Annotated in this window: 16 protein-coding genes, 1 tRNA gene and 1 pseudogene; 9 read left to right on the top strand and 9 right to left on the bottom strand. The window is 36.6% G+C overall.

The window, feature by feature from the left end:
* Window positions 1-106: 106 nt before the first annotated feature.
* The 5 genes from AC012T_RS00175 to AC012T_RS00155 all read left to right on the top strand — a co-directional run bounded on the left by AC012T_RS00175 (window position 107) and on the right by AC012T_RS00155 (window position 5,529).
* A complete protein-coding gene (locus AC012T_RS00175; protein ID WP_487059515.1) occupies window positions 107-1,354 on the top strand; it encodes an ISL3 family transposase in 1,248 nt (415 codons plus the stop codon).
* A 373-nt stretch (window positions 1,355-1,727) separates the two neighbouring features.
* Window positions 1,728-2,306 carry a hypothetical protein gene (locus AC012T_RS00170; protein WP_487062204.1) on the top strand — a complete coding sequence of 193 codons (579 nt, stop codon included), beginning with the start codon at window positions 1,728-1,730 and terminating at the stop codon, window positions 2,304-2,306.
* Window positions 2,307-2,351: 45 nt separating this feature from the next.
* Window positions 2,352-3,308: a nuclease A inhibitor family protein gene (locus AC012T_RS00165; RefSeq protein WP_487062202.1), complete on the top strand. Its 957-nt coding sequence runs from the start codon at window positions 2,352-2,354 to the stop codon at window positions 3,306-3,308.
* A gap of 348 nt (window positions 3,309-3,656) precedes the next feature.
* On the top strand, window positions 3,657-4,133 hold the full coding sequence (gene bcp / locus AC012T_RS00160) for a thioredoxin-dependent thiol peroxidase (RefSeq protein WP_487062200.1): 477 nt from the start codon (window positions 3,657-3,659) through the stop codon (window positions 4,131-4,133).
* A 247-nt stretch (window positions 4,134-4,380) separates the two neighbouring features.
* Complete coding sequence (locus AC012T_RS00155) at window positions 4,381-5,529, top strand: homospermidine biosynthesis protein (RefSeq protein ID WP_487062198.1); 1,149 nt, start codon at window positions 4,381-4,383, stop codon at window positions 5,527-5,529.
* Between the two features lie 81 nt (window positions 5,530-5,610).
* On the opposite strand, the gene AC012T_RS00150 is transcribed toward AC012T_RS00155, so the two are convergent.
* Window positions 5,611-6,726, bottom strand: a complete 1,116-nt coding sequence (locus AC012T_RS00150) for an ABC transporter permease (protein WP_487062196.1) — start codon at window positions 6,724-6,726, stop codon at window positions 5,611-5,613.
* 200 nt (window positions 6,727-6,926) lie between these two features.
* Window positions 6,927-7,802 (bottom strand): Npun_R2479 family HD domain-containing metalloprotein, encoded by an 876-nt coding sequence (locus AC012T_RS00145; RefSeq protein ID WP_487062194.1) that lies wholly within the window; start codon window positions 7,800-7,802, stop codon window positions 6,927-6,929.
* A gap of 392 nt (window positions 7,803-8,194) precedes the next feature.
* Here AC012T_RS00145 and AC012T_RS00140 point away from each other — a divergent pair.
* A tRNA-Gly gene (locus AC012T_RS00140) sits at window positions 8,195-8,266 on the top strand.
* A gap of 194 nt (window positions 8,267-8,460) precedes the next feature.
* Here the strand turns inward: AC012T_RS00140 and AC012T_RS00135 are convergent.
* The 3 genes from AC012T_RS00135 to yidD form a co-directional block, all read right to left on the bottom strand.
* Window positions 8,461-10,437: a WD40 repeat domain-containing protein gene (locus tag AC012T_RS00135; protein ID WP_487062192.1), complete on the bottom strand. Its 1,977-nt coding sequence runs from the start codon at window positions 10,435-10,437 to the stop codon at window positions 8,461-8,463.
* 180 nt (window positions 10,438-10,617) lie between these two features.
* Window positions 10,618-11,634, bottom strand: a complete 1,017-nt coding sequence (locus AC012T_RS00130; protein WP_487062190.1) for a sulfate/molybdate ABC transporter ATP-binding protein — start codon at window positions 11,632-11,634, stop codon at window positions 10,618-10,620.
* Between the two features lie 90 nt (window positions 11,635-11,724).
* Complete coding sequence (yidD, locus tag AC012T_RS00125) at window positions 11,725-12,231, bottom strand: membrane protein insertion efficiency factor YidD (protein ID WP_487062188.1); 507 nt, start codon at window positions 12,229-12,231, stop codon at window positions 11,725-11,727.
* 176 nt (window positions 12,232-12,407) lie between these two features.
* Between yidD and chlP the strand changes: the two genes are divergently transcribed.
* Window positions 12,408-13,664: a geranylgeranyl reductase gene (gene chlP, locus AC012T_RS00120; RefSeq protein WP_487062186.1), complete on the top strand. Its 1,257-nt coding sequence runs from the start codon at window positions 12,408-12,410 to the stop codon at window positions 13,662-13,664.
* Window positions 13,665-13,960: 296 nt separating this feature from the next.
* Here chlP and AC012T_RS00115 read toward each other — a convergent pair whose 3' ends face one another.
* The 3 genes from AC012T_RS00115 to mauJ form a co-directional block, all read right to left on the bottom strand.
* On the bottom strand, window positions 13,961-14,251 hold the full coding sequence (locus AC012T_RS00115) for a type II toxin-antitoxin system RelE/ParE family toxin (protein WP_487062184.1): 291 nt from the start codon (window positions 14,249-14,251) through the stop codon (window positions 13,961-13,963).
* A 3-nt stretch (window positions 14,252-14,254) separates the two neighbouring features.
* Window positions 14,255-14,485: an addiction module protein gene (locus AC012T_RS00110; protein ID WP_487062182.1), complete on the bottom strand. Its 231-nt coding sequence runs from the start codon at window positions 14,483-14,485 to the stop codon at window positions 14,255-14,257.
* A gap of 110 nt (window positions 14,486-14,595) precedes the next feature.
* Window positions 14,596-15,681, bottom strand: a complete 1,086-nt coding sequence (gene mauJ / locus AC012T_RS00105) for a methylamine utilization protein MauJ (protein ID WP_487062180.1) — start codon at window positions 15,679-15,681, stop codon at window positions 14,596-14,598.
* 83 nt (window positions 15,682-15,764) lie between these two features.
* Between mauJ and AC012T_RS00100 the strand changes: the two are divergent.
* Window positions 15,765-16,376 (top strand): annotated as a pseudogene (locus tag AC012T_RS00100) (Rpn family recombination-promoting nuclease/putative transposase); the annotation flags it as partial.
* Between the two features lie 88 nt (window positions 16,377-16,464).
* Here the strand turns inward: AC012T_RS00100 and AC012T_RS00095 are convergent.
* Window positions 16,465-17,094, bottom strand: a complete 630-nt coding sequence (locus AC012T_RS00095) for a class I SAM-dependent methyltransferase (protein WP_487062178.1) — start codon at window positions 17,092-17,094, stop codon at window positions 16,465-16,467.
* Between the two features lie 92 nt (window positions 17,095-17,186).
* Here AC012T_RS00095 and hemH point away from each other — a divergent pair, with 92 nt between their 5' ends.
* The gene (gene hemH / locus AC012T_RS00090) at window positions 17,187-18,350 is read left to right on the top strand and encodes a ferrochelatase (RefSeq protein WP_487066776.1); all 1,164 of its coding nucleotides are present in this window, start codon (window positions 17,187-17,189) and stop codon (window positions 18,348-18,350) included.
* Window positions 18,351-18,587: the final 237 nt, after the last annotated feature.

Here is an 18,587-nt window from a genome sequence, read left to right as displayed (position 1 = left end):
AAACATATTAAAAACTGACTAAAAGTCTTACAGGTATTGACATATGAACAATATATATTGTTAAGTATAAATACAATTAACCGTATTTTTAGATAAAGTTAGAGTTATGACTGGCAAAAGAGATATTAAAATTCTCACAGAGCTTCTTGATTTAGATGATGTAAAAGTCATATCACATCGTCTTCATAGTGGGATTGGAATGATTTTACAAACCGAATCAAAAAAGTCATATGGTACTTGCCCCAACTGTGGCACAAAAAGCCATAAATTACATCAAAACCATCACCACATTATTAAAGACTTACCTTTTGGAGAAAAGCCAGTATTTTTAGAAATTAATAGACGACAGTTCAAATGTGCTGTATGTAAAAAACCGTTTAGCGAAGACCTAGATTTTGTCAGAAAAAAAAGGACTTTTACAAAGCGACTGGCACATAAGACAATACAAGAAGTTTTAGAGAATGATATTCATAGTGTAGCGTCAAAAGGTATAGTGACAACGGAAGAAATAGAACGGATGCTAAAAGATGCATCCGAAACATTACCCAATTTAAAACCTCTGAACTTAAAAAGACTTGGACTTGATGAAATAGCTCTGATTAAAGGCAAAGGTAATTACTGTGCAGTCTTAATAGATTTAGATACATCTCAACTAATTACTATATTAAATGGACGTACGCAAGAAATAATCAAGAAAACTCTTATGGAATGGGGATTTGAGGTTTTAGAACAAATAGAAGAAGTCAGTATAGATTTGTGGCAAGGCTATAAAAATTTAGTCATAGAATTAATGCCAAATGCCCAGGTAGTAGCAGATAGATTTCATGTAATGGCACAGATAAATAAAGAACTAGATACACAAAGAAAAAAAGAAAAACGCAGCGTAGAAGAGTTAATTAAAAAAGCAAATTCAGCAGAAGAAAAATCTAAATATGAACAAATATTATCAGGTCTGAAAAATAGTAAATATCCCTTACTTAAGAATGAAGAGAATTTAAATGAGGAGCAATTACACAAACTTATTCAAGTTCAAAATGTATCCCCTGTATTGAAAGTAATGCATGAACTGAAAGAGAAAATTAGAACGATTTTTAATAATACTCGTGATTGGTATACGGGAGTCTTTAAACTGGGTATGTGGCTATCAAAAGCTAAAAAATATTTCCCAAATAGTAACAATACTATTATTCGTTGGTTTGATGAAATTATTGCTTACTTTGATAACCGAACAACTAGTGGTACTGTAGAAGGAATTAATAACAAACTTAAGCTGATCAAACGTTCTAGTTATGGGTTTAGAAACTTTGACAATTTCCGAGTTAGATGTTTACTTAATTGGCATCTATATTATTAGTTTAGCATAGCAACTACTGAAGAGCCAAATACGCTATTATCTTCCATGTCATGAGGATGGTGCAATTTTAAAACCCTATGCGTGGGATGCAACTATAAAAGGTCAATTCACGCCCTTAAATCTGATTAAATCTGAAGGTTGGATCAGAGAAACAGACCCAGAAGTTGCTTTAGCAAATTGGTCTTGCATAGAACAGAATGGTTTAGGCATCTATGTTTACGGTAAAGATCCAAGAAAAATACTACTAGATGAACATAGTAAAAATCATAGATATCAACAATATTCTAATTTACTCAAGTTCTTAACAAAGAAAATCAAAAAGTTACAGGCTTTTTCTTTCAGCTATAACTCTCATTATTCCCTGTCCGTTGTTGTGGGGAGAGTTCCTGATAGTAAACGCTGGATTTGTCTTTCTTCCACTGTTCCCCAAGAAACACCTAAATTTATTAATAAACTTATTCACTGTTCGCCATACAAAGAAGAAGAAAAACAATCTGATTTAGAAGCAGAAAAATTGTCAAATATTGAGAAGACGATTAATAACATGATTAAAGATTTAGGACAAATCATGATATATGGCTACTATGATGGTGGTTACGGTCATATTCATCGTCATGGTATCGTTTTGGCATCGGGAGATAGTCAAGAAGAAGCAATTAACAATATTTTGTTAAAATCTGGCTTAGTTGAGATTTATAAAGTTGAAAAATTTATAATTCAAGGAGATGGAGGTAAGGGCTTTTATGTTGATGATAGAGATTATAATACAGATCATATTACCCACTTAATCAAGTTCTTAAATACTATGTTTCCTAAATTGTTACTTTATCGCTTTTGTTTTTGGGATTACGAACATCTTTATATTTTAGGAGAAACAGATAATTCCCAACAAGATAGTTTCGCTTCCTGCGTCGGAGTTGCTATTCACAGTCAGTTTACCTACAATCCTTAACTCTACCGTCTACAAGCAATTTTTATCTAATAGGAAGAATATAAAATGAAACCTGAAACAGAACAGACAATTGGAACTTTAGAGCTTTTACTAAAAAAACTACCCGATATTCGTTTACCAGGACATGAAAATGGCAGTTCTATTTATCCTTTTGTATGGGAGAGAAATACCCAAGAAGATTTTAATGTCTTGAATCTTTGTTTGTCTAAAAATTGGTTCAAATTAACTGATGCTGATGTGATCATAACAAGGTTGAAAGAGCTAAAGTATGCCAAGTGTTTTAATAATTTTTCTTTGAATCAAGAGCAAATTAAGGTTTGGGAAAATAGGATAGAGTTATTATGGCAGGTTATTTATAATAATTTAGATAATCTAGAATCTTATCTTTTTACTGTAAGTTATTGGAATGAAGTTGACGTTCCTGTTCCTGGGATTATACTTGGACAGACAAAAGATAAAAATTGGGTGGCAATCGCACCAACGTTTTATGTAGAAACATATATTCCCCAAGAGGTGATTTCTCATTCTTCTATTGCTAAAACATCAGTAATGAAGGTTTCAGGATTTGATAGTTCTAATCTGGAAACACAACTTAAAAAATGCGTTAAAGATTTAGGTTACATTTCCATGAGTGGGGATTTTGGTGGCGGTTACGGTTATTCATATACACATCAAATTGTTTATTCTCTAGCTACAAGTAAGGAGTTAGCGATGGAGCAGGTTTTGCAAAAATCAGGAATACTAGAGATTGGTAAATTCAACGGTTTTTATAAAGATCGTGAATATTTTAATGAATGGTTTTGCGATGATTATGTTAATAACCTTAACAAAAAATATAATCAAGTAAATCAAATGAATCAATTTTTTGAACAGAAATTTGATCAAGCTTTTATGTATCGCATTAGTTCTTGGACAAAAGAGAATATTTATATTGTTGGTGAGAGTAATGATGGGGATTATGTAGGACTTTATATCAAGAGTTCCTTTGTGTATAATCCTTGATTACTTGAGGGTATTTTATATTTTAGGAAAGATAGGCGATTTCCCAAGGGATAGCTTCATTTCACGGCTTGGAGTTACTCTTCATAGTTAATTTACCTCCTACAATCCGTAATGTTTTTTTGAGTTGCGATCGCTTAGAGGATGTTTAAAAAGTCTATGCTTGTATCTATATCCTCCTCAATTCCTCTTAAAAAAGGGGGAATAACCTGCTCAAAGTCATCCTTAAAAAGGAGAATTTCAGGATAGCTGAGAACCTTAGTCTAAATTCAAATCAGAAGACGTTTCATTAATGTATCGTCGAAATTTCCGTTATAATTCTAAAGCATCTATATCACACTAAATCCTATCATGACCGACATTCCCCAAACCGGACAATCAGCACCCGACTTCACCACCCCAGACCAAAACGAAAAACCAATTACCCTATCTGACTTCAGTGAGTGGATAGTCCTCTATTTTTACCCCAAAGATGACACTCCAGGATGCACCACAGAAGCCAAAGACTTCACTGATTTAGCTTCAGAATTTACCACTTTAGGAGCTAAAATCATCGGTGTCAGTCCAGATTCATCTAAAGCACATTGCAAATTTATCGACAAACATCAATTATCAATTACCCTGTTAAGTGACCCAGAACATCAATTAATAGAAGCCTATGGTGCTTGGAGGTTAAAAAAATTTATGGGTAAAGAATATATGGGTGTTGCTCGTTCAACCTTTTTGATTTCACCCGATAAAATTATAGCCTACTCTTGGCCTAATGTAAAAACAAAAGGTCATGCCCAAGCAGTATTAACAAAATTGCAAACATTAGTAATTAAATAATTAAATACCTTATTTCAATCTCATCTTTTTAAACATGAGTTTTTTCTATTCCCTGTTGCCCGTTCCCTATTCCCTCTGAATGTGATCAAAGTTAACGAGTTTTTACAAAACCATAACCTGCTAAAACACATACTTTGTATATATTTTGGGCAAGATGCCGATAATTTGTATCCACAAAGTATTGAAATAATTCCTTAAAAGCTAGATAACATTATATTCAGCGTATTTACTAGCGGAGTTAATCACAATGTCAAAACAGCAAGGTAAAAAAATCTCACCCATCCCAATGCCAGCCGAGATTGGAGTGGTTGATTTGATTAATAATTACTTCACCGCTTACAACTCAGCACGCTTGCGAGAAGCTTGTCAACTACTCAGTCATGATGTATTTACAGACGGGGTTACAGTGGGGGTTAGCCTTTCCGGTGCGATGACACCAGCGGGATTTGGTGTTTCTGCCCTTGCACCCTTAATTCGCAATGGTTTTATTGACTGGATAATTAGTACAGGTGCAAATCTTTACCATGATATGCATTACGGTTTGGGTTTTGAACTCTTTGCGGGTAGTCCATTTTTAGATGATGTCAAATTGCGCGAAGAAGGTACTATCAGAATCTATGACATTATTTTTGGCTATGATGTGCTACTAGAAACTGACGCATTTATTCGCAAAATTCTGCAAGCGGAACCTTTTCAAAAGCGCATGGGAACAGCTGAATTTCATTATTTGCTGGGTAAGTATGTGCGAGAAGTAGAAAAGCAATTAGGTGTCGAACATTCTTGTTTATTAGCCACAGCTTATGAATGTGGCGTACCGATTTATACTTCTTCTCCTGGTGACAGTTCCATTGGCATGAATGTAGCCGCATTAGCATTGGAAGGATCAAAGTTGATATTAGATCCAGCCATTGACGTAAATGAAACAGCGGCTATTGCTTATGGTGCAAGAGAAACAGAGGGTAAAAGTGCGGCTGTAATTATCGGTGGAGGCAGTCCTAAAAACTTTTTATTGCAAACACAACCACAAATTCACGAAGTACTAGGACTAGAAGAACGGGGACATGATTTCTTTGTCCAGTTTACCGATGCTAGACCAGATACAGGGGGTTTGTCAGGGGCAACTCCAGCCGAAGCTGTAAGCTGGGGTAAGATTGACCCAGATGAGTTACCTAGCACCATTGTTTGTTATACAGACAGTACGATCGCTTTACCACTAGTTACAGCTTATGTTCTCAATCAATGTCAACCTCGTACCCTGAAACGTTTGTATGATAGACGAGATGAATTGTTAGGCACATTACAAAAAGACTATCTAGCGGCTAAAGACAAGCCAGCAAGTGCAAGTAATTCACAGCAAGTGGCTACTTATCCCTGCGGTACACCAGTGAGAAAATAATATAGACTATCAACTTAGAATCAAGGTGGGTTAGTAACATCTAAACCCACTCCCAAATTTCATCTTTCTTGACAAACTTATTTATCTCTGCAAACTGCGAGGATCAAGGGCATCGCGCAACCCATCCCCTAGTAAATTAAATGCTAACACAGTCAGAATAATCAAGATTGCTGGTGGCAAAATTAGCCAAGGTTGTAAAACTAAAATAGAAGCATTACTTGCCAAAGAAAGCATATTTCCCCAAGAAGGATCTGGTTGTTGAATCCCTAAACCAATCAAACTCAATACAGCTTCAGCACCAATAAAACTAGGAATTGTCAGAGTAGCTGAAATAACTATATAGCTTGCAGTTTGGGGCAAAACGTGACGCAGAATAATATATATTGGCTTACCACCCATTGCCTGTGCTGCTTGTACAAATTCTCGTTCTTTAATTGATAATACCTGCCCGCGAATGACCCTTGCTAAACCTGCCCAACTAATCACAGAAGTAATGACTACAATTAATAAAAACCGCTGCGTACTAGTTAATTGTGGACTTAACACTCCTGATAATGCTGCCAACAAATAAATACTAGGAAAAGTCATCAGCACTTCTGCCAAACGCATGATCACACTATCAATCACGCCACCAAAATAACCAGAAATCCCACCTATCAATAAACCGAGAGGATAGGTGATAATAATCCCAAAAATTCCAATAAATAAACTAATACGTCCACCATAAAGCAGTCTACTAAATTGATCTCTTCCTTGGTCATCAGTACCCAAAAGGTTAAATTTTGCTTCACCAGTTGATCCAAACAAATGCCAATTCAGAGGAATACCAGGGATAATGGTGACTTCATCCCATTTGGGAGGTAATGGCAAACTGAGTTGAAATAATTTATATTCTGGGCCAGGGACAAACAAACCTAATGGTGAAGACTTTTTGAAATCTACAATTAGTTTCCGTTCCCCTGTTTCTAAATTTGTATCCCCTTGAGTTGTCGGATATATGTGCGGGCCAATAAATTGACCTGTCGGAGAAACCCAGTAAATACGAGTCGGTGGCAGTAGTGAACCATTTAGCTGTGATTCATATGGGTTATAAGGTGCAATAAAATCAGCCCCAACTACTGCCAAATAGAAAACTAACAGCAAGGTTGCCCCAAATCGCGCCAAAGGATTTTTTTTCAGTCTCTGCCACCAATTCATAATTTCTTATCACAAATCAAACAATTTTAGATTTTAGATTGACCCCATATGATAAATAAATTTAGGGGGTTGAGGATTTTCGCTTGATTCCACAGATAAATTTGGGGAATTCTACCATTAAGGAACTATTTAGTTAAAGTCAATGGATCAAGTTAGCAATTTGTTAGTTATTTGATTAATCACTTGTAACTAATTACTATCTAAGCATTTAACTGTTCAGCTAAATACTGAAATCCCTCATTTTGTTTTTCATGTTCGACAACAAAAACATTGGAATAAAGATTGGCTAAAACTTGTTTTCCTTGTTGTGTTAGAGATAGATAATGCAGTCCTTCTTTAATATAAGGATAAACACCATGCCAATAAAATTTGGCGTAGTTTTTGCGTAGATCTCCAGGATTTTGATAGCCTAAAGCTTTATTAATACCCGTTTCTTCAAATTCATAAAACAAACTTGTGATTTTTTTTAAGTAACGCGGATCACTTAATTGACCAATTAAATCAGCAGCACGTACTAATCCTGCAAAATGATTGCTATCTTGATGATCATCTGCGTGAGGCACTGGGAAACGAGTTAATTCAATGTTGCGTTTAATCGCTTCCGAATCTATTAAATAATGTCCACCAAATCGCTCATCAATAAATAGTTTTGCCCGGTCTACATGATAGGGTGTAAGACTAGCATCAGAAGCACCTGAAGGTAGAGAAACCATGTTGCCATTCTGCCCGGTAGCATATAGGCTTTCTGATTCTTTATCTTCACGGCAAACTCCTTTTACATAGCCGATATCGTGACACAATAAAGAAATGATTACGTGTAACCAGTCTTCACTGGAAACACCACCTTCTCGGATGTGTTTACCGCGCAAAATTTCTTGTCCAACTAAGGTAACGAGGACTGAGTGTTCAACATTGTGATATAAGGCATCGCTATTGGCAATATTTTCTAAAGCCATGTTACCTGCCCAAGCGATAATATCTTGATAATCAGTTTTTAAGCCACCGTAAGTACGTTGGTAGCCAGATCTAATTTGATTTACAAAAGCACTAATGATAATTTCAGTTGTATTGAACATACTGGATACTCAGGTATATATTTTGTATAATCGAGTCCGCTTCAATTTCGGCGTGTGGCTTGCACTCACAGAGGATAGCTTTCTCAAAATGAAGATAGCTTTTCAAGTGGATGAAGCGCATGGAATAATGAGGAAGTTAGTATAGTCAGAGACTTTGGTGCTTTAAACCGCCTTTGAATTAAGTTTACATTATCCTTCTCAATTTTTCCTAGCAAATGAGTTAAGTTCATTGTTTAGAGTCCAGTATAGGCTATGAGCAAAGAAAATTATTTTTATTCCCCGTTCAGGAATAAATGCTCCCAGTTGGCAGACCAGATCAGTAAAATCTGCTTTTTATGTTTTACTAAATTTATGATATAATGTTTAATGACACAAATTTGTAATTATTTATCGCGGGTGTAATTCAGTGGTAGAATGTCTGCTTCCCATGCAGAATGTCGTGGGTTCGAGTCCCATCGCCCGCTTTTAAAATTTGATGAATTATCCATACTGTTCAAGTATAGAATTTCTCGGTAAGAGTAAAACTCAATCTTTTTAGGGCTGAGGTAGCTGACTAAAAAGATGAATCGACAAGGTTTCTAGAAATCCTTTCCCTTCTGCCAGCAGGTGATAATTGATTTATCACCTGTTTTGTCAACGCGCTTTTTTAAGAAGGTTATTAATTACGTTGCCACATCTTGATTGTATTGTCAGCACTACCACTAAATATAGTATTTCCGTCAACACTAAAAGCTAAACAATGAATGGTTGATGAATGTTCCTCAAGAGTATTTATTAATTCTTTTGTCTCCACATACCAAATCTTAATTGTTTTATCAATACTACCACTTGCTAAATTTTTACCATCAGGACTAAACGCAACGCTAGTTACAGAATCTGTATGTCCCAAAAATGTGTGAACGAGTTCTCCTGTTGCCAAATGCCAAAGTTTAATGGTTTTATCATGACTACCAGTAGCAAAAAATTTACCATCAGGACTAATAGCTATAGTATTAATTGCATCGGCATGATCGGTCATGCTGATCATTTCTACTCCTGTTTTAATATTCCATATTTTGATGGTTTTGTCACAATCACAGCTAATTAATTTTTTTCCATCTGGGGTAAATACAACAGAGTTAACATAATTTTCATGATTAGTGAGAGTATAAATTAATTTTTCAGTATTTAAATCCCAGATTTTAATAGTTTTATCTAAACTTGCAGATGCAAAGTTTTTACCATCAGGGCTAAAATTAACTGAAGTTACGCAACCTGAATGCTCAATGAAAGTTTTACTTTTAAAGGAATACCATAGTTTAAATGTTTTGTCATAGCTACCACTAGCTATGATTTCTCCATTAGGAGAAAAAGCAACTGAGGAAATATAGTTTGAATGACCATTTAAACTGTTAAGAATTTCACTGTTTTGGACATCCCAGATTTTAATTGTTTTATCAGCACTACCACTTGCAAAGGTTTTGCCATCAGGATTGACAGCAATTGAGAAAACATGATTTGAATGTCCATGTATAGTATTTACACAACTCCATAATGTGGGTTTTTCTATTTGCACAAATGCTAATTGTTTTAATTCATAATTATATACTTCTCTATATTTTTGTAGGATTAACCTTAATTTCTGCAACATTTCGCTTGTCCAAACTGAAGGAAAGTCTGCACTTAATTTAAATAGTTGCGGTTCATAATTTGGGTTAATATTCAAGTAATACCAATCTGCTAAAAATGCTGCTAGTAGCTTGTGTAAAATAACTATAGTATGCCTAATTGCACGCAAGCTCTTAGTTTCATCACTGCCAGAGTCTTCAAGTTGTCCTTTGACTTCTTCCCAATTCCAAGGTTCAAAAGATAAAGATACTGGTTCATGTAGTCCCCAAAATTTGACATTGAAATAAACTTCATGATCTGTGATGTCGGTGTAAATAATTGCCGTTGGGACAGCGGACAAAATGGTTTCTAATTGTTTTACTTCTGCATCAAAAATTGACCGCTCAAAATACTTACCGTAAAATTCTACGGGACAAAAATCGCTGTGAAGAGGGTAATATTTTTCTAAAAAAAGTTTTAATTGATTGCGAATTTCTTTTTTGAGACTATCACGGAAAGATATAGGAAAATCGTCACTAATATCTGGTGGTGGAATTAAAATTAGTAACCGTGGTTTTTTTTGTTCATCTACAAAAATCCTCTGTGCTTCATCACGACTTAAGACACCAGGCCATTTTTGTTGATCGAAAATTCCCTGAATTTCTTTTTGTTTAAGTTCAATTGCCTTAGATGTCGTCTCTCGACTCAAGTTTAGATACAATGAGCTTAATTTACCTCTATCCTCCATTTCTTCCCGTTTTATTTGTATCAACCTTTTTTCTCTTTCATCTGCTGTGAATGTAATTTCTAAATCTGTAGAAAGAGGTATTTGTTGAATTTCCAAAAATTCTTTTTTTCTGGCTTCTCGACGGTTGTAGTAATCTACTTCTGCTTGTATTACCCGCTGATCTTGTCTAACTTTTTGAATTCTTACAGGTAAGTTAATTTTATTTTCTTTAACTAGTGTTTGGTTAATAAATGCAGAAATAACTCGGTTAGTAGTATCAGTGACAAAATCTACAGCAGCACCAACAATATCAAATGTCATATAGGTTATGAGGATCAGTAAATTTAACACTTAGCCAATTTTAGCCGTTAAATTTCTGATTGTGTACGTAAAGACTTAATTCTATTGGTATCAATTTTATTGAATCGCCTGTAAACCTATAAACCAAGAAAGTTTAACCCCCTTACACTAACCAGTAGGGGGTTGAGACTAAGTTTGCTTCTAAATCGAGTAATATAACGGAAAAGATTTAGCGTCTTTGGACTTGACATACACGCGCTCTTGTGCTTCTAGTTTTAACTCATCAAATCGATCGCGTGTTAAATGTGCTGTCATAATTTGCCCGTCATCTAATTTCAGTTCTACTTGAATTTCCCAACCCAAATGAATTACACGACTAACTGTAGCAGGTGCTGTTGTCCCGTTAGCCACTCTTTCCAAAATTACATCTTGGGGACGTAAAAAGGTTTCTGGGTGTGCTGAATTAAAGCCACTGGCCTGAAAAATTTTCGAGCTGCTGGATAAAACATTAACTGGGCCAATAAAACTCATGACAAATGCTGAGGCGGGATGGTCATAAATTTCTGCTGGTGTTCCTACCTGTTCTACCTTGCCTTTATTCATCACCACGATTTCATCTGATACTTCCATTGCTTCTTCTTGGTCGTGGGTGACGAAAACGGTGGTAACGTGAACTTCGTCATGGAGACGACGCAACCAAGCCCGTAAGTCTTTGCGAACTTTAGCGTCTAATGCCCCAAATGGTTCGTCTAATAATAATACGTTAGGTTCTACAGCTAAGGCTCTAGCTAAGGCTACACGTTGCCTTTGTCCGCCGGAAAGTTGAGAAGGATAGCGATCGCCTAATCCAGACAATTGCACTAATTCTAACAACTGGTCTACTCTGCCCTTAATTTTCTTTTGAGGTACTTTGCGAATTTCTAAACCAAAGGCGATATTTTGTCGCACGTTCAAATGCTTAAATAAAGCATAATGCTGAAAGACAAAGCCTATATTTCGTTCTTGTACACTTTGATATGTGGCATCCTTACCTGTCAGTAAAATTTTGCCGCTATCTGGCATTTCTAAACCAGAAATTAACCGCAGCAGGGTAGATTTACCAGATCCAGATGGACCGAGTAAAGCAACCAGCGAACCACTTTCAATTTCTAAACTTACTTGATCAACAGCTTGGAAACTACCAAATTGCTTAGAGACATTCTCAACTACTATGCCCACTGGTTTTATACCTCTGCTACTAATCTACGGCTTATAGGTAGGATTACTGTATATTTATATCATATTCAGAATTGATTGGATGAGAAAAATTCACCATCCACAGCCACCACAATCGAGAACACTGCAATCAGCACCGCTACAATCCAGGGAACTGCAATCAGTAGCACCACATTCTAGAGAACTACAATCAGGAGCCATATTTAGCATTTCTGGACAGTCACAACTTATTTCAGCGCAATTAATTCCTAAATCCACCACATCAAAATTATTTTGACAAGATGATTTAGGCGCAATCGGTTGAGGTTTGTTTTTTTGCTGATCTTCATCTGTTGTTGGTGGTTCTAGTTCTTCAGCTTGGGATTTAAGAATTATATTGGCTTGCTGACAACTTTGAAATCTAGCACGGGACTTGACAAATCCAGCTTTTAAACCTTCTTGAGCAATTACCTGCTTGATGTACCCAGAGCAAGATTCACCACCATACAAGACTCGGTGAGCGCACACAAAGCCTTTATAAGGGGAAATATGTTGTTGATACCCAGTAATTGCAGAAACACCAACTTTTCTAGCCACAGAATCCCACAAAGAAACTTGCATATTTTGTCAGGTGTCGATGAAATAGTTAATTCTTCTAGTTACCATCGACTAATATCTAGTAATAAATCCTAATGACCGTTTTTAACCTTAGTTTTCGTGTCGAAATGTTAAAGAATATTGCATTTATCTTAAAACCTTAAGGGAAAGCGCCAAAACAACCAAAAGTCCGTGATACGATGCTTTCGGTAAATGTGAAGATTGGGAGAAAACCTTTGACACTACGGGTTGCGGTTGTTGGTTCAGGCCCAGCTGGTTCATCTGCCGCTGAGACACTGGCAAAAGCTGGAATTGAAACTTACTTAATTGAGCGTAAGCTTGATAACGCCAAACCATGTGGGGGAGCCATTCCTCTGTGTATGGTGAGCGAATTTGACCTACCAGCAGAGATTATCGACCGTCGAGTGCGGAAGATGAAAATGATTTCGCCTTCAAATCGTGAGGTTGATATCAATCTGATAAATGAAGATGAATATATAGGAATGTGCCGTCGGGAAGTGTTGGATGGATTCCTACGCGATCGCGCGGCCAAATTAGGCGCAACTTTAATTAATGCCACAGTTCATAAACTTGATATTCCCACAAATAACACCGACCCCTATACCATTCATTATGTAGACCATACTGAAACTGGAACTCAGGGAATTGCTAAAACTCTAAAGGTGGATTTAGTGATTGGGGCTGATGGGGCTAACTCCCGGATAGCTAAAGAAATGGATGCTGGGGACTACAATTATGCGATCGCATTCCAAGAGCGCATTCGTCTACCCCAAGACAAAATGAACTACTACAACGACCTCGCCGAAATGTATGTTGGCGATGACGTTTCCACCGATTTCTACGCTTGGGTATTCCCCAAATATGACCACGTAGCAGTCGGCACCGGCACAATGCACGTCAACAAAGCCAGAATCAAACAATTCCAAGCTGGTATTCGCGCCCGTGCTTCCGAAAAACTAGCCGGTGGTGAAATCATCAAAATAGAAGCCCACCCCATCCCTGAACATCCCCGCCCTCGTCGCGTTGTCGGACGCATCGCTTTGGTAGGAGATGCAGCTGGCTATGTTACCAAATCCTCTGGTGAAGGTATTTACTTCGCAGCTAAATCTGGTCGGATGTGCGCCGAAGCCATTGTGGAAGCAGCTAACGGTGGTGCGAGGATTCCCACAGAAGGCGACCTCAAGGTATACCTGAAGCGTTGGGATAAGAAATACGGACTCACTTACAAAGTGTTAGACATTCTGCAAAGTGTATTCTATCGCTCCGATGCTACCCGTGAAGCATTTGTAGAAATGTGTGGTGACATGGATGTACAGAAACTCACATTCGACAGCTATCTGTATAAAACCGTCGTTCCCGCTAACCCCATCACCCAATTAAAAATCACTGCCAAAACCATTGGTAGCTTAATTCGCGGTAACGCCCTCGCGCCCTAAATCTATTGTTGATCCAAATGCAAAAATGTAGAGATGATGCAACAAACGTCTCTACATTTTTTGTTATTTATGACTCAATGTATGGGTGGGTTTTCCTCGCCTTTGATTCTATTTAACCGGAAAAACGCTATAACTTAATTTACCGTAGAAGCAATTCATAAATTGCCCGTACTCGTAGATAACGCTATAACTTAATTTACCGTAGAAGCAATTCATAAATTGCCCGTACTCGTAGATAGGGAATTTAAGATACAATAAATATTATACCTTTGCTAACTTTTATGTGATAGTTGCAATTAAATCCGATCTTGCCAATATTTTGGTTTGCGACTACAGTGCATAACTGCTACAATTAAAATGTATTCATCTTCTATGGTATAGAGTATTCCATAGGGAAATTTACGCACTAAACACCGACGAATATCCTCATCGGTAACTGGATAACGTTTAGGTGATTCAATAATTCGGAAAATGGCTTCTTCAACAGCGTTGATAAAATTTTGTGCTATTTCAATTTCATTTTCTGCATAAAATTGGACTGCTTCTGAGTATTCTGTTAATGCAGCCGGATGGAAGTTATATTTCATTTTTCATTTTTCTAAAATTTGTCTAATTTGAGCTAAAGCTATTTCTCCAGAAATTGGCTCAACGGTATGATTACGTATTTCATCCCGGCGTTTTTTAGCTTCTGTGTTCCAAATATTTTGGATATTTTCATCAATATCAGATTCTAGGCTTTCAATCAGTTTTTCTACTAAAAATACTCTGCTAGAACTGGGTAAAGACAAGGCTTCTTGAATTAATTCTTCAACTGATAGCATAATTATTTATATTCTCTGTAAATTGAATTGAGAATAGCCACAAAGAAAGACTTTATTCACAGACTATTTTATCATTCTTTTCTTAAGGTGGTCTTAGTTTCATTTTATATTCAGATTCCCAATTTATCAAGGATTTCAGGTATAAGCTTACTAAAAACTTTACGCCAAATAGCTAATTCAGAGGAAGGATTCAATATAGAATCTACAATCAGTGAGCTTGTATGTTCATATTTTGCATGAACGATGCTGTTTCTAAAGCTGTACAGCGCATTAGCAAAAGCTTTTTTAGTGTTTGATGGAGTAAGTTGATTGTTACAGGCAAAATCTAAAATTGGAATAGTTACAACTTCTTCAACCAATCCGCATATATTCTCTTTTTCATTAGCTTTAACTAAGTCATGAATTTTCTTGGAGAAGTCTTTGGAGTTTAATGATTGATCTTGTCTGATTTTATCAATTTCATGGTGCTTTCTTAAAAATGCGTAAAATTCTATAATTCTGTAGTAGTAGATACAAGCCGAAAGATTATCTTCAGCAGTTAAAGCATAGCGATAAAGACTTACTGCCTCAATATCTTTATACACTTTAATTTGATCTTCAATTATTGGTTCATTATCTGCTTCTAATTCGTCATCTTCTTCTGATTCATCAGGCTGTTCTAGCCAAAAGTAAGCAAAGGAATAATAGTCTTTAAATGATATTGACCTCAGCTTAATTTTAAAATCTGTAAATATTTGTATGTGATTTAGAGCATTAAGTAAATAAATTTCAAGCTTATCTGGAGGCACATTTAATAATCTAATAGTTTGAATATAATCCCAATCTCCATGGAATTTACTCTCATGTTCATCATTAAATATAACTCTGCTGAGAGGCGTTGAGTCGCCTAAGCTAATCTCGGCATTGTCTATTCTAAAGTTTACAGGGGGAGATTCTTCTAATTGCAAAAAGAACTCATGAAAGCAACCTAGAGAATATCCATGTCTTCCATGAGCCTTGAAATGTGAATTTAGTTCCTCTATTTTCTCAATCTTTAAAGAATAATCACCATCAAAATCTAATTCTTTATCCTCATAAAAACTAAGTTCTAAAAGAGTAAAACATACTTCCCATCGGTTTTGACTCTCAATAAATCTCCATTCAATGCCTGGAAAATCATCTTCTGAGTAATCAAATGTAAAAGGAATCTTAAACATCTCAATATAACCTCACTCAAATATCTATGCCTTTTCTCCGTAGTTTATCTATTAACTATTATCTGAATAGCAGCAGATAGCCTGAAGTACAATTTCAATCAGATAAGGATCTCTACCATAGACTTTTTAGCGAAATATTTCTTTACATTCGCCAAAACAACCCCAAGAATCACTGGAGTGCGGTAGTTATCTATCCAAACCGTAGCATAGATACAAGAGATATTCAGCATTATCAAGAATTTTTCACCAGTCAACGAGTCAGAATAATTTATCTCGATGAATTAGGAGAAACAACATCTTTACCCATTGGTATTGCTACAATAAAACTAATCATCGCTAACGAAGATAACTCCATTACCCAAGCTAGAGAATTAATCACCAGAACTAAACAAGAGATAGATTCTCAATTTCAACAGCAACAAGTATTACAAATCATCGAGACGATTTTAATTTACAAGTTTCCAAGAATGAATAGGGAGGAAATAGAAGCCATGTTTGGATTAAGTGAGTTAAAACAAACTCGATTTTATCAAGAAGCAAAAGAAGAGGGTGAACGCAAAGCTAAATTAGACGCAGTTCCTGGTTTGATCGCATTGGGTTTAACCAGAGAACAAATCGCACAAGTTTTAAATTTAAGTTTGGAAGAAATTAGCGAGATTGTCCAACAACAGAATATCAACACAAAGGACAAATAAAATAGACAAAGACGAGGAATAACACCAAATAGGTGATAAATTTATTCCTCAACACTTTTTAGATACCTCAGTTTTACGTTTTCTGCTGCTAACTTAGTTTCTGCGCTTGTATGACCTGCAAACTACCACCAGCATATAAACATGGTTCACCTACCTCAAACCCATTTTCTGTTAACAAAACAGGTAAATCAGTTTTTAACAACTGCCAAGCAGTCTCCGTTTCAAATAACCAGAAAAATACCGATAAACCAGGCCAAAATATAGGATTTGTTGGTGAGTGAAAATCTACCAACGTAAACACACCCCCTGGCTTTAAAACCCGATAAACCTCTTGAATGATTTTTCGCAGTTGTTCAGTCTGCATCTCGTGTAAAGCGGCACTGGTATGAACGACATCAAATAAATTATCTGCAAAAGGCATATTTTCTGCAAAAGCTTCCACATAAGTAGCATTCGGCACATTTTGCTGCGCTCGTTGTAAAGATAATGGGGAAGCATCCAGCCCTGTAACATTTTGTGATAATTTCACCAAAAATTCTGTCGTCTGACCACTACCACAACATAAATCTAGAATTTGAGTATCTGAGTTTAGTGTTAAGCCTTGTAAAGCGAGTTGACGGAAACGACTTTCACCACCGACGCTTAAGGCGGCTAAACGCGATATGCCATCATATAACCATTGATAGCGATAACTCCAGTCTCTTAAAATAGTTGCCATTGCATCTTTCCTGCCTATAAAGCTTTATATTTAATAAAGATATATTGTTAACATTAGTCAAAAACCTGAAAGATTGGGGGAAAGTAACTGCTATGGGTCGTGTAGGCGTATTATTACTCAATCTCGGAGGACCCGATAAATTAGAGGATGTCGGGCCGTTTTTATATAACCTGTTTTCTGATCCTGAAATTATTCGTCTCCCCTTTCGTTGGATGCAAAAGCCTTTGGCTTGGTTTATTGCTACACGACGAACTAAAACATCTCAAGAAAATTATAAGTATATCGGTGGTGGTTCTCCATTACGGCGAATTACAGAAGAACAAGGGGAAGCACTAAAAGCACAATTAGATGCTTTGGGGAAAGAAGCGAATATTTATGTAGGAATGCGTTATTGGCATCCTTACACAGAAGAAGCGATCGCACAACTGTCTGAAGATAAAATTGAAAGTCTGGTAATATTACCACTTTACCCCCAATTTTCTATCAGTACTAGTGGTTCCAGCTTCCGACTTTTAGAACAACTATGGCGCGAAAACCCCAAACTACAACCGCTGGAATACACCGTCATTCCTTCCTGGTACAAACAACCAGGCTACCTGCAAGCAATGGCAGAATTGATCATTGAGCAACTCAATCAATACTCTGATCCTGATCAAGTGCATATCTTTTTTAGCGCCCACGGCGTTCCTAAAAGCTATGTTATCGAAGCAGGTGATCCTTATCAACAAGAGATTGAGGAATGCACTCAGTTGATAATGCAAACCCTGAATCGCCCCAATGCCTACACCTTAGCTTATCAAAGTCGTGTCGGCCCAGTAGAATGGCTGCAACCTTATACTGAGGATGCGCTCAAAGAACTAGGCGCAAAAGGTGTCAAAGATTTAGTCGTTGTCCCTATCAGTTTTGTTTCAGAACACATTGAGACACTGCAAGAAATTGATATTGAATATCGGGAAATAGCCGAAGAAGCAGGAATTCACAACTTCCGTCGCGCAGCTGCTCCCAACACACATCCGGTATTTATTAAAGCACTAGCAGACTTGGTAATTGAGTCGCTAGAAAAACCCAGCCTCAAACTTTCGCAAGTCACCCAGATGAAAAAAAGGGTGAAAATGTACCCTCAAGAACGTTGGGAATGGGGTTTAACAACCAGCGCCGAAGTCTGGAATGGTCGAATTGCCATGCTGGGTTTCATTGCTTTGATTATCGAGTTGATTACTGGTCAAGGCTTACTACACGCGATCGGACTTTTGTAAAAATAGCAAGGTAGAAATTTTAATTCTTCACAAAATAGAATAAAAATTCCTGGAACTCTATACTTGTCGGTTAAGCTCAAAAAAATGAAATCGCGTAGGTTGGGTTGAACGATAGTGAAACCCAACAAATACTTGTAAATGTTGGGTTATGGCTACGCCACACTTCGTGTTCACAGAGTGTCCCGAAGGGATACGTTCCACAACCAAACCTACAAAAATTCTAAACCCTAAAACTGA

It is taken from the genome of Anabaena sp. EIM26, from assembly GCF_057568715.1.
Note: the sequence above shows the minus strand (reverse complement) of the source record. Positions and strands in the feature narration are given on the sequence as shown.